The organism is Candidatus Acidulodesulfobacterium sp. H_13, from assembly GCF_048541835.1.
GTDB lineage: Bacteria > SZUA-79 > SZUA-79 > Acidulodesulfobacterales > Acidulodesulfobacteraceae > QIJE01.
In genome coordinates this window covers 161537-174009 of record NZ_JBLEOY010000001.1, presented here as the reverse complement: position 1 = coordinate 174009, position 12473 = coordinate 161537, and the positions used below count along the sequence as shown (strand labels likewise).

At 37.6% G+C, this 12473-nt stretch carries 12 protein-coding genes; 11 read left to right on the top strand and 1 reads right to left on the bottom strand.

The window, feature by feature from the left end:
- Nucleotides 1-53: 53 nt before the first annotated feature.
- Nucleotides 54-1223, bottom strand: a complete 1170-nt coding sequence (locus ACMCNP_RS00890) for a sensor histidine kinase (RefSeq protein WP_419312551.1) — start codon at nucleotides 1221-1223, stop codon at nucleotides 54-56.
- 63 nt (nucleotides 1224-1286) lie between these two features.
- Between ACMCNP_RS00890 and ACMCNP_RS00885 the strand changes: the two genes are divergently transcribed.
- The 11 genes from ACMCNP_RS00885 to fliP all read left to right on the top strand — a co-directional run bounded on the left by ACMCNP_RS00885 (nucleotide 1287) and on the right by fliP (nucleotide 12468).
- Nucleotides 1287-2816 carry a sigma 54-interacting transcriptional regulator gene (locus ACMCNP_RS00885; RefSeq protein WP_419312548.1) on the top strand — a complete coding sequence of 510 codons (1530 nt, stop codon included), beginning with the start codon at nucleotides 1287-1289 and terminating at the stop codon, nucleotides 2814-2816.
- A gap of 119 nt (nucleotides 2817-2935) precedes the next feature.
- Complete coding sequence (locus ACMCNP_RS00880; RefSeq protein WP_419312545.1) at nucleotides 2936-3607, top strand: flagellar hook assembly protein FlgD; 672 nt, start codon at nucleotides 2936-2938, stop codon at nucleotides 3605-3607.
- A 127-nt stretch (nucleotides 3608-3734) separates the two neighbouring features.
- A complete protein-coding gene (locus tag ACMCNP_RS00875; RefSeq protein ID WP_419312542.1) occupies nucleotides 3735-5498 on the top strand; it encodes a flagellar hook-basal body complex protein in 1764 nt (587 codons plus the stop codon).
- Between the two features lie 97 nt (nucleotides 5499-5595).
- Complete coding sequence (locus tag ACMCNP_RS00870; RefSeq protein WP_419312540.1) at nucleotides 5596-7050, top strand: flagellar hook-length control protein FliK; 1455 nt, start codon at nucleotides 5596-5598, stop codon at nucleotides 7048-7050.
- Between the two features lie 37 nt (nucleotides 7051-7087).
- Nucleotides 7088-7516 carry a flagellar export protein FliJ gene (locus ACMCNP_RS00865; RefSeq protein WP_419312537.1) on the top strand — a complete coding sequence of 143 codons (429 nt, stop codon included), beginning with the start codon at nucleotides 7088-7090 and terminating at the stop codon, nucleotides 7514-7516.
- 100 nt (nucleotides 7517-7616) lie between these two features.
- Nucleotides 7617-8030: a MotE family protein gene (locus ACMCNP_RS00860; protein ID WP_419312534.1), complete on the top strand. Its 414-nt coding sequence runs from the start codon at nucleotides 7617-7619 to the stop codon at nucleotides 8028-8030.
- Nucleotides 8031-8255: 225 nt separating this feature from the next.
- Complete coding sequence (locus tag ACMCNP_RS00855) at nucleotides 8256-8807, top strand: flagellar basal body-associated FliL family protein (RefSeq protein WP_419312531.1); 552 nt, start codon at nucleotides 8256-8258, stop codon at nucleotides 8805-8807.
- Nucleotides 8808-8873: 66 nt separating this feature from the next.
- Nucleotides 8874-9863, top strand: a complete 990-nt coding sequence (gene fliM / locus ACMCNP_RS00850) for a flagellar motor switch protein FliM (RefSeq protein WP_419312528.1) — start codon at nucleotides 8874-8876, stop codon at nucleotides 9861-9863.
- Nucleotides 9856-10527 (top strand): flagellar motor switch protein FliN, encoded by a 672-nt coding sequence (gene fliN, locus ACMCNP_RS00845; RefSeq protein ID WP_419312525.1) that lies wholly within the window; start codon nucleotides 9856-9858, stop codon nucleotides 10525-10527. The genes fliM and fliN overlap by 8 nt, the downstream gene beginning before the upstream one ends.
- Nucleotides 10524-11783, top strand: a complete 1260-nt coding sequence (locus tag ACMCNP_RS00840; RefSeq protein ID WP_419312522.1) for a FliO/MopB family protein — start codon at nucleotides 10524-10526, stop codon at nucleotides 11781-11783. Before fliN ends, ACMCNP_RS00840 begins: the two co-directional genes overlap by 4 nt.
- Nucleotides 11755-12468, top strand: coding sequence for a flagellar type III secretion system pore protein FliP (gene fliP / locus ACMCNP_RS00835; RefSeq protein ID WP_419312520.1), 714 nt, complete (start codon nucleotides 11755-11757; stop codon nucleotides 12466-12468). The genes ACMCNP_RS00840 and fliP overlap by 29 nt, the downstream gene beginning before the upstream one ends.
- Nucleotides 12469-12473 lie beyond the last annotated feature (5 nt).

Sequence of the window (12473 nt, the reverse complement as noted above, 5' to 3'; positions counted from 1 at the left end):
ATATCTGTGTTAATGATCTGTATAATATTACCTGTTTGTAATTACTGCAATATCTATGCCAAATATGGCAGGAAAACGCTAATTTTTGCACCACCGAGTTTTTCCGAATTATCGGCATTTATGTATCCTCCGTGAATCATAACGTTGTTTAGGGCGATAGAGAGTCCTAAGCCCGTACCGCCGCTTTTTTTAGTAGAGAAAAAAGGATTAAATATATCTTTGATTATATCCTTAGAAAATCCGGGTCCGTTGTCCTCGAAATTAATACATATATAGCTACTCTCGTTGTCTAAAAGTAGGATAGATGATTTAATGTCGATAATTCCGTAATTGCTTGGAGCCGCATGCGCTGCGTTAGCTAATATATTAATAAAGGCTTGTTCGATAAGATTTTCGTCTATTTCTGCTGAAATATTCTTATCTATTTCTCTTATTATTTTTATATTTTTTTGCTTAATTATATATGATGCATAAATAATGGATTTATTAATTGATTCGAGTAAATTGCACTTTGACGGTGCAGGTTTAACTACTTTAGAAAATTCAAGCACGTTGTTTATCGTCGTGTTCATATTTTTGACGGCAGATATTATGTGCGAAATAATTTCAAGATGTTCTTTGTTTTTATCTTTTAGCTCTTTCTGCAAAATAGAAGCGAACAATTCTATAGAACCTAACGGGTTTCTTATCTCATGTGCTATTTTAGCCGACATTTCTCCTAATTCTGCTAATCGTTTAAATTTTTTTATCTCTTCAATATTCTGTATTATAAAAATTCTTCCGGAATTTTTTTTACTGCCGGTATTTATATTTTTTACATATAAAAATACTGGAATAACTCTTTCGCCGCCTACTTTCATTATTTTTTCTATCGGGTTGAAAATCGGCTTTATAAAGTGATTTAATGCACCATCGTTAAAGAAAAAATTTAAGAAATCGTCTATACTTCTGTCCAAATAATTTACAAGATCATATTCGGGAATAAGTTCCGATAATGATTTATTTATGAATTTAACGATATTGTTGCCGTCCGTTATTATTACGCCTAACGGCAAGCTTTCCAAGACAGTGTTAAGGTTTTCCTTTAAATCTTTAATCTCGTCTTCAAGATTTTTATAATATTCCGAAAGCTTCTGAGATGCGATTTCAAAGGATTCGAATGCCCTTTTAAGCTCGTTACCGGTTATAATTTCCGTTATCGGTTGTATATGTCCTTTTGTCATATGGAAAATTTTACCATAAAATTAACCTTTTTTGTTATTTTATATTATAATGTATTTAAATATATGTCTAATAATAAAGCATTGAATTTAAATATGCGGGACAGAGTGCTGATAGTGGACGACGACCGGCACATGCGTTCTGCATTAAGCATAAGCTTGAAAAAAACCGGCAGGGAAGGGGAGATATTTGCGTCCGCCGAAGATGCCTTGCAATCTATCGACAATACCGCCTGCAACTATTTTCTTATAATTAGCGATTTAAGTCTTCCGGGAATGGACGGCGTTTCCTTTTTGCACGAAATAAGAAAGCGGAACGGCTATGAAAATATCCCTTTCGTAATTATTACGGCATATGGAACAGTGGAAAGTGCCGTTACAGCTATGAAATCTGGTGCAACCGATTATCTCTTGAAGCCTTTTGATATTACCGATTTTGAAAGGGTAGTTGTAAATGCGGAAAAAATTTCCGCATTTATTTCTTTATCCTCTGCGTTGAATACCGGTAAGAATAACGACGGTGTCTCCGATAAATCAGATTTTATATACGAATCGGAAAAAATGAAAGAAATAGATTCTTTTATAGGCATTGCTGCGGCGACAGATGCGACGGTTCTGATAACGGGTGAATCTGGAACCGGAAAAGAGGTCGTGGCAAAAAGGATACACGGTCTCAGTAAAAGAGAGGGTAGGTTTATAGCCATTAACTGCTCTGCCATAGTTCCTACGCTTTTAGAGAGTGAACTTTTCGGCTATGAAAAGGGATCCTTTACAGGGGCGGTTTCGTCAAAAAAAGGAAAATTTGAGCAAGCAGACAATGGTACCATTTTACTCGACGAGATAGCCGATATGGATAAAAATCTTCAGGCTAAGATTTTGCGTGTCCTTCAGGAAAAAGCCATCGATAGGGTAGGGGGATATGAACCGGTAGATATCAATGCCAGAGTCATAGCTGCTACCAATAAAGACATAGAAAAAATTATATCGGAAGGGACTTTCAGGGAAGACCTTTTTTATAGACTTAACGTAATTCGTTTACATATCCCGCCGTTAAGAGAAAGAAAGGAGGACATTCTGCCCCTTGCAAAATATTTTATGAGGCGGTATGTAAAAAAATATTTCCGAGACTGTAAAAGAATAACTCCTGAGGCACTGAAGTATCTAATTTCGCTAAGTTATCCCGGAAACATAAGGGAGCTTGAAAATATAATAGAAAGAGCGGTAATCATTGCTCAGAAAGATGAAGCAATAGACATCGTTCATTTTAGGAGATTTAATCTCTCCTTTACCGCAGCGGAAAGTGATGTAGATATAAGTTCGGTTGCCACTGTTTCAGATGGAGCGACAAAGCCTCAAAGAACATCGATTGCATTATCCGATATGTCGTGTGCCGCAGGGTTTCCGGCGGAGAAAACCGCATCTGATTCCGATTCGGTGTCCGGCGCCGCTTTCATGTCCCTTAGCATTAAGGAAATGGAAGAAAGACTTATTATCGCCGCTCTTAAAAAAACGAATGGAAACAGGACAAAAGCCGCAGAAAGACTTGGAATAACCGCAAGGACGCTAAGGAATAAGATTAAAGAGTTGGGATTATAATATTAAGTTATGAATAATTTCTCAATTTTGGCATAGTATTTGCTGTTAATGTGTAAAGTAAAATTATTCTTATGGTTTTATAGGAAAAATTTTCCTTTTTAAAAACATAGGAGGAAAAAATGTTTGTAAATTCATTACTTAACGTTGCTACCGCAGCAGCGCCTAATTTGAACAATTCTGCGGGTTCCAACAAACTTGTAAGCGAAAATACTTTTATGAATCTAATGGTCAAGGAGCTTCAAAATCAAAATCCATTAGAACCTATGTCGAATACTAATTTTATTTCCGAACTTGCTCAATTTAACTCTATGAATCAGCTTACATCCATGAATTCAACACTTAAGAGTTTAGTATCCTCGCAAAATCAGGCAGCTCTCGGTAGCACTGTAAGCCTGATAGGCAAGACGGTTCAGGCAAAAGGTAATTCCTTTGGATTTACGAGCGGTGTAGGCATGCCATTGAAGTATTCCTTACCTCAAAATACTAATTCCGTGTCGTTAGATATTTATAACGGTTCGGGAAATCTCGTTTATAACACAAAATTGGGTCCGCGAAATTTAGGTCCTCAATCGTTTAATTGGAACGGGCTCGAAAATAACGGTTCATCGGCGCCGAGTGGAGACTACTCGTTTTCGGTTAACGCAACAGATGCAGCGGGTAATCCGTTAACCGTGACCGCTTATTCAAATGCTACGGTTACCGGACTAACTACATCGAGTAAAGGTGCAGTCGAACTAAAACTGAGTAACGGTTCCATCGTTCCGCTATCGAGCGTTACGAGTGTAGGTTGATACAAAAAATTATGCGGGCATTCTCGCACAGTGGAAAAACTCTTTGGATTATTTAATATAATAAAATAAAAGAAATAGTCAATTAATTGGCATACTAATGTTGTTATAAATTTAAGGAGGAATGAATATGAGTGTCAATGCCCTTTTTACCGCAGTATCGGGTTTAAATGCTAATCAGACATACTTAGGCATTATCGGGAACAATATAGCCAACTCTAATACGATCGGTTTTAAAAGTTCCAACCCTATATTTCAAAATCTTGTTAGTCAGACATTAAGCGGCGTTTCAAGTTCTCAAGAAGGACTCGGAACGTCGGTTTATTCTATTCAACAGCAATTCGGGCAGGGGGCAATGGAGACTACTTCAAATCCCTTAGACATGGCGGTTGACGGAAACGGTTTTTTTATAGTGCGGTCACCGAACGGTTCGAGCTACTATACGAGAAACGGTCAGTTTAGCGAAAATGCGCAGGGGCAGATAGTCGATTCTACCGGTCAGAATGTCGTTCAGGGTTATTCTTTAAATGCTCAGGGGGTTTCTACATCGGGTACCCCGCAACCTATAAGTCTTACGACATCGGCAATACCGCCCAAGGCTACTACGACTGCCGTGCTTACCGCTAATCTTGATTCGAATATATCTACGCAGACGGCGCCTACGACAACGGCGGGAAATTTTATGGGAGGATATTTGACGTCGAGTGCCGCCGTCGGTTCATCAGCCCTTAACGTTACGATGACTTATAATGGTACTACTGGAAATGCTCCGACTTCTTTGCTTATAGGCAACGGCAACGGAACCGATAATTTATACACAGTCGATTCTTATGTTAGCGGAGGTACGACATATACCCCTGCGACACTGCCGTCCGGTTCGGTGGTTACTTCCGTCACATTATCCTCTCCGCTTACGTCTTCCGTTCTTGAAAATACTGCTATTTCGCAGAATACCCTTGGTCTCACGAGTGTATCCGGTATTTTGGCAGGGTCGAATATACAGATAAACACAAATGGGACCGCGACTTCATCTACGAACGATCCTTATCAATTTTTTAATAACGTCGCAAGCGTAAATTCCAACAGTACTGTAAATTTATCAAATGCAATGCCTATTCCCTCCGTCGGTTCGTTTACGGCAGGCGGAGGCGTTATAACCGGTCCGGCAAACGATTATTATTCCACAACTATTAATGCTTACGATTCGTTGGGAGACTCGCTTCCGATGACCGTTACTTTTGCTCCGTCATCCTCAACGGCGGGAAATTGGAACGTTTATTATAAGATTAATGGAACTGCCGCTCAAAGACAAGCGTTAAACTCTACCACTCCAGATATCACTTTCAATTCCGAGGGTCAAATTACATCCGGAATATCTCAAACATTGACGGACGTCCCGGCTTATGTTAACCCGGCACCGGGGACGCTTCCGGATGGCGCATCTGAGCCGTTAAGTGTAGCTTTAAATCTTAACAATGTTACTCAGTATGCGGCGACTTCCGCCGCGACAGCGTTTACCCAGAACGGATATTCTACGGGAACTCTTACGAGTTTCACGGTTGATAAGGGCGGAAGGATTTCAGGGCTCTTTTCGAACGGTCAGACGAAGTATCTTTACCAGGTTGCGCTTGCAAATTTCATTTCACCCACGGGGCTTGTCTCTGAAGGTAATAGTCTCTATTCACAGAGCTATTCATCCGGTCAGCCGGCAGTCGGCGTAGCAAATTCCGGAAATTTTGGTTATATTACTGATTCGGCATTGGAACAGTCTAATGTTAATATTTCGTCGGAATTTACAAATATGATAATTGCGCAGAATGCTTACGTCGCAAATTCCAAGGTCCTGACGACAGAGAATTCCGTATTGAGGGCTCTCGAAACCGCTATTCCCTAATGAAACAAGGATTTTACGCTTATATTAAAATTTATTTTTAAAGCTTTTCTATAATTCGGGATTGGTGATTTTACATTAAAATGACGACATATAACTTATGTTAAATAATCTTACATCTAATTTATCTGTTGATGCATCGCTCTCTCCCGCTAATTTCGGCGGAGGCGTTTCTTCGTTGAAAGGATACGTTTCCTTATCTGGTTCGGAGTCCTATTCCGGCAGAAATACCGGATTTGGAGAAGCACTCAATGATTCGATTAAGAATAATAATTCCGGTGACGATTCTGCCGTCGATACCGTTTCGCAGAAAATTGCCTCTTCTACGAATAATAATTCGACTGATTTGTCCGGTTTGCATGATGCCGATGCAAAAGATAGGCACAAAAAAAGCGGTGTAAAAATAAGAAATAATAATAACAAGGGAGTTGGACATGTGCCGTATTTTATCGGGAATACAAATACTACCATGTCTGTTTCCGTAAAAAAAAAGAACAATAGCGAAGAAAGTGGCAGAACAAACGTAAAATCCGAACATGGATACGTTGATAGCAACGTATATTCTAACGGTATTGGTAAAAGCATAAATAAATCCAAGAATTTGGAACAAAAAATAAATGATATTGGCGGAAAAGACTCAAAAGACATTAAAAAGGATAAGGCCGGTTTATCCGACGCGACCGGAGATAAAGATAAAAAGATTGCGGATAGTGCTTCAGATAAAAATAATAAAGATGCATCCGGCAAAACAAAAGCAACACATGCAAATTCCAAGAAATCGATATTTAACGGAATTACCGAAAGAGCACATTCGAATTCCATAAACTCGGAGATTGCAAATGCTTTCGATTTGGCCGCTTTAAACGGCGAAGCAAAGTCTGTTCTTTCGGGGATGGACGGCAAAAATTCCGAAAGTAAAAATGGGAATGCTGATATTGGTAATAATAACAATAAAATTCTCGACTTTATTGATGCAGGTTTTGTCCAAGGTTCCGGGACGAGGGTTAATAACTCTACCCCTAACGGAAATTTTCCCGGACTTAATTTATCAAGTGGGCATATTAATGACGTCAATGAATCCGGTGGCGAAACCTACGGCTCTGCCGCTGTAAATTCCGTTGTGTTTATGCTCAAAAATAGCGTTCAATCGACTACTATCACTCTTACCCCGCCATCTCTCGGTACCGTTAAAATAGACATATCTATCAATAATGCTAATGCTACCGCAAATTCTTTAAATTCTTCGGCTTCCAACGGTTCTATAGCGATAAGTATGCTTGCCCAGAATGAGGCCGCCAAAAATATGCTTCAGTCTGCATTTGGTTCATTGCAGAATACCCTAAAAAATCAGGGATTTTCTTCTATCAATTTAAACGTAAGTTCCGGTTCCGATTATAATAATAACCGGGCGAGGGATAAGGGAGGCAAAGCATTTAGGAATACATTAGGCAATAATTTTTATAACGTCGGCACATCGACTCTTGGCATCGCTTCTTCGGCTTCTGACGGTTTTGCGTATCGAAACCCGGATGCTTTAATCGATTATTTTGTTTAATATTAAGCTCTTAACTTTAATCGCTTAAACTTATTTTATGGCTTTTAAATTTCAAAATATATTAAATTATCGAAAAACTATTTTAGATAAGAAATATTTAGAACTTTCTAATGTGCGACAAGAAATAGCTTTGCTTAATTTGAAAATTTTCGATGTCCAAAGTTCCGTAAATTCTTATAAAAAATCTTATCCCGCCCGCTTTCTTAATATTTCTAATATTTGCGATTATAACCTTATTGAATTGCGTTTTAAATCATTAGATTTTAAATTAAATGAATTACTGAAAACAAAAAAATTAGTCGAATTGGAGCTTGAAGATAAAAAAACCCTGCTTATAAAAGCAAAAATAGAATATGAGAAAATTAATAAACTTAAGCAAAAATATCTTGCGATAGACAAAATTTCCGAATTAAAACACGAAGAGGCCGTCATTTCCGATTTTACCTCCAACCGTTTTCTCCGATAAATATATCCTGTTACGAATCAAAATGCACTCGGCAATTTTAGGATAATGTAATTACTTTGAGCTATTGACAAGTCTTGCCTTTTTGTGTAAATATTTAAATATGCTTAAAATTTTGCACACGCCCATAGCATTTATAATGTTCGCCATTCTATCGATGTTTTTATTTAATGCTTTCTTTGCCGGTGTTGCTAACGTCTACGGTGCCTCGGCAAAAAAAGAAGAGGTTAAAGTTCTCAAAATACAAATAAAATCGGAATTAGAAGAACTTAAGAAAATAGAAGTCAAAATTCATCAAATAAAATTGGCGCAACAAGCAAGGGTCAACAACTTAGTTATGTTATATTCTTCTATGGACCCCGGGAAGGCGGCAGGTATTCTTCCTCTTATAGATAAAAACATAGCCGTATATATTCTTTCTCATATGTCTCCAAGGGTTGCATCGGCGATTATATCGAGAATGCCGACTAAAGAGGCGGTATTTTTTACGGATAGCATTGCCGGAAGGTCAAACTGATTCAATCATGTCAAAATAATGACGATACATACTTGCCGGTGTATCAATATATCCCGCATATATTATATTGATTTTGTTATTAATTTGTGAGGATCGGTCTGCCGTAATTATTATATAATTGATGGCATAATTATTGCGTTTTCAACCTTTTAATTATCGTTAATATTATATACGTGTATTTAAAATTTATAATAATTAAAATTTTATTGGGCGGAGGGTATGTAAGTGGCTGATAGACCGGGTGTAGAAAAACCGCATAAGGGAACGGGCGGTATTGACGAGGATGAAATGTCTGCCGTTTCACAAATCAATTCGACCAAAAAGAAAGGCGGAGCAAAAAAAATTATTTTCATTTTAATTTTAGTTATATTTATTTTGGGCGGAGGTTTTGCGGCATATCATTTTTTATTTGCAAAGAACGATAAAAATAGTAAAACCTCCGGTAAACCTGCTACTTTTTTTCCACAGAGAACACCCGGACCAATGATGAGCCTTAAACCTTTTTTGACGAATCTTGCCGATAGGGGTGCTACGTCTTACATAAAGGTTTCTATTTCCATTGAGTTGAAGCATGGTACAAATGCCGGTCTTTTTAAAAAGCTTATTCCCGAAATCAGAAATAACATAATTATGATTTTAAATTCCAAAACAAGTAGGGATGTCAAGAATCCAGAAGGGATAATTTCTTTGAGGCATCAGATAGCAAGGAGTCTTAATCGGATTCTGGGCAGCGGTACCGTAATCGGCGTTTATTTTAATAATTATTTGGTTCAGTAATCGATTATCCATAAAGTTACCGTAATTCAACTGACAGGATTGAGCAATAATAGGTAAAATAATAAAATGACGGATATACTATCTCAGGAAGAAGTAAACGCATTGCTTAAGGGAATATCGTCCGGTACCGTCGAGGCGGAAAAGCATGAAGAAACCAATGGCATAAGACCGTACGACTTGGCATCACAGGATAGAATAGTCAGGGGCAGGATGCCTACCCTTGAGATAATGAACGAAAGGTTTGCCCGTTTATTCAGGAACGAATTGACTTCTGCTTTGAGAAAGGTTGCGGAGATAACGGCTACCTCAGTAGATATGCAAAAGTTCGGAGAATTTTTAAAAAATATTCCACTTCCGACGAGCCTTACGATATTCAAAATGCCGCCCCTTCGCGGTTATGGAATTTTTGTTTTAGACGCAAGGCTTGTTTATAATCTTATAGACATATTTTTTGGCGGAACCACAGACTTGCACGTTAAAATAGAAGGCAGGGATTTTTCCCCCATTGAAAATAAACTAATTAGAAAAATAATAGATATGGCGTTTAATGCCATGAAACAGGCGTGGACGCCGGTTACTTCCGTAGATATCGATTTTCAAAGAAGCGAAATAAATCCTCAGTTTGCTACTATCGTAACGCCGACTGAGGTTGTTATCATAAACAGGTTTGAGGTTGATATAGAAGGAGCGGTGTCAAGATTTATGATTTGCATCCCGTATTCAATGATAGAACCGGTTAAGGAAAAACTTTACAGCGGATTTCAGAGTGAACAGTTGGAAATAGACCAAAGGTGGATAGAGAGGTTCAAGGATAGATTAAAGGAATCCGAACTCAATATAAAAGTAAACATCGGAACAACTAATGTTACCGCTAAAGATTTCATAAAGATAAAAAAAGGCGACATAATAGTGTTGGATAAAAAAATAGAAGAACCTTTAATCGTGGAGATAGAAAATGTTCCAAAATTCATTGCATATCCGGGCAAAATTAATAATCAGGTTGCGGTAAAATTGATATCCGATATACCTGTGGGAAAAGAGGGTTATTATGAGTGAAACTAAAAAAGATTTAGACTTAAGGAAACAAAAAAATGACGGAGAGGCGGAGTCATTGGTACGGCAGAAATCAGGTCCTGAAGATTCCAACGATGACGTTAGTTGGGATGATGCTTTTAAAGAAGAATCCGAGGCAGCGCTAAAAAAAGAAGCCGGTACGCACAAAGAGAGCGAGAAAACGGATGCCTCAAATAATAATAATGGCGGTAGTACTGATACGGTGCAGGATATAGATTTAAATCCGGACGCTATAGAGACCGAACGTAAAGCGGAGGCTACTGCACAGAGCGGAGGTGCTGACGAAAATAACATTGACTCTGATTCTTATATCGGTGAAACCGTCAGAAAACCCATAAAAAAACTTGAATTTGCATCATTTGACGAATCTGATAAAACAACTGAACCGCCGAAAAATTTAGACTTCATCTTGGATATACCGCTTACTATTTCCGTCGAACTCGGAAGAGCTAAGATGATTATAAACGATATGCTTCAATTAGGACAGGGGTCGGTATTAGAACTCACAAAACTTGCAGGGGAGCCGTTAGATATATATGTTAACGGGAAACTTATGGCGAGAGGCGAGGTTGTTTTGGTCAACGATAAATTTGGCGTCAGATTAACCGATATCATTAGCCCGGTAGAAAGGGTTAAAAAATTATGAACAAATTTAAAATGCCCGCATTATTTGTTATAGCCGTGGCACTTGCACTTTCCGGTTATATCTGCGCTTTTCCGGGTATTAGTTATGCCGGTTTGAAAAGTAATTCTTTATATTTAAAACGAATATATACTTCTAATAACAAAGGTTCAAGTCTTATCTGGTTCAAGTTCAACCGAAAACCCGACAGCGTTGTCAAAAAATTAAATTTAAACAATTACAGCATACGGCTTAGTTTTAAGAATACTGAATCGGATATGAAATCTAAATTCATTAAATTTAAAAATAGATTATTCAAAGCCGTAGAGGTAATACCCAATAAAAATTTAGGATTAGACGTAGTAATTTATTTTGATAAAAATATTAAAATAAGTAAAAAAGATATGTATGGAACATTTTATGGAAGTTATTTCATAATAAAAGTTAATCATGTCTTTGCCTACGGTATATTTAAAAATATAGGAAAGGGTTCCGCATTTGTCAAACCCGGCGTTATTAAGTCCGTCAAAGCAAAAATTAAAAATACAAAGTTCCACATTAACGGCGGCAAATTAAAGCTGGCGGCGTTTCCGTTATCGTCATTCAAGGCTACATCTAAACGTGCACCTATATTTAACATCAGTTTTGAAATAGTAAAAACGGCGGTATATTTAGCCCTTATTATAGGCTTAATTTATTTAGTGTATTTTTTGATGAACAAATTTAAAGGTAGAATCTCACAAAAGGAAAAAACAAATAATTTGAAAATAATATCTTCCATTAATTTGGGAAATAAGAAGTCAATACTCCTTATAGATGTAAATAGAGAACTTTTCCTCGTAGGTTTATCTCAATCTAATATTCAAGTGATAGGGCATATTAAAAGTAAAAGTAACGGTTCGGGCGATAACCTCGGCGATAATGGCAACGCAGATATTAACGGTAGGGCAATAGCGGACGAGTCTGACAACGTCATGGGTTATTCTTCCGAAGATGCTACCCCTGATACATCTCCTTTTATCAAGTCTTACGGCAAGTTTGCGGATATATTGCGAAATCAGGTCAAAACCGGAAATAAAGATAGATTTTCCCAAAAAACAAATACGGAAAAATATCAAGATGTTAATAGTAACGATAAATCTAATGCTTTTAAGGTGGAAAATATATCGAATGCGAGATTCAAGAACAAAGCCGACAACGTATTCTTCGATATAGAAGAAAGATTAAAGGGATTAATGGAAAATAATAATAATGAAAACGGGAATATTAAAAAATTTTAGAAATTCCGCGCTTATAACTTTGCCCGGCATAACTTTTGCGGGACACGCACATCATGGCGAAGTCTCTACGCTTATTCAGATACTTCTTATTTTCACGGTGATTTCCATTGCGCCTTCTATTTTAATAATGATGACGTCATTCGTTAGAATAGTCGTAGTCCTGTCTTTCCTAAGAACGTCGCTTGGTCTTACCACTGAACCGCCGAATCAGGTAATTATAGGATTAAGCCTCTTTCTCACCTTTTTTATTATGGCTCCGGTTATAGGTAAAACATATAAAAATGCCTATATTCCTTACACGAAAGGCAAGATAGGAATACAAAAAGCCTACAAAGAAGGTATAAAACCGTTCAGGGGATTCATGCTGAAACAGACAAGGCTTAAGGACCTTGAGCTTTTTGTAAAAATGGCTAAAATCAAAAGTGTAACGTCACCTCGGGATGTGCCTACTTACGTTCTTATTCCGGCTTTTATGGTAAGTGAGCTTACTACCGCGTTCGAGATAAGTTTTCTTATATATTTGCCTTTTTTAATAATCGACCTTGTAGTTTCGAGTCTCTTAATGTCTATGGGGATGCTTATGTTGCCTCCCACTATGATTTCCCTTCCGTTTAAGCTTATGCTCTTTGTGATGGTTGACGGTTGGTATTTGATAATAGGTTCTTTAGTTCAAAGCTTTAAATAGGGGGC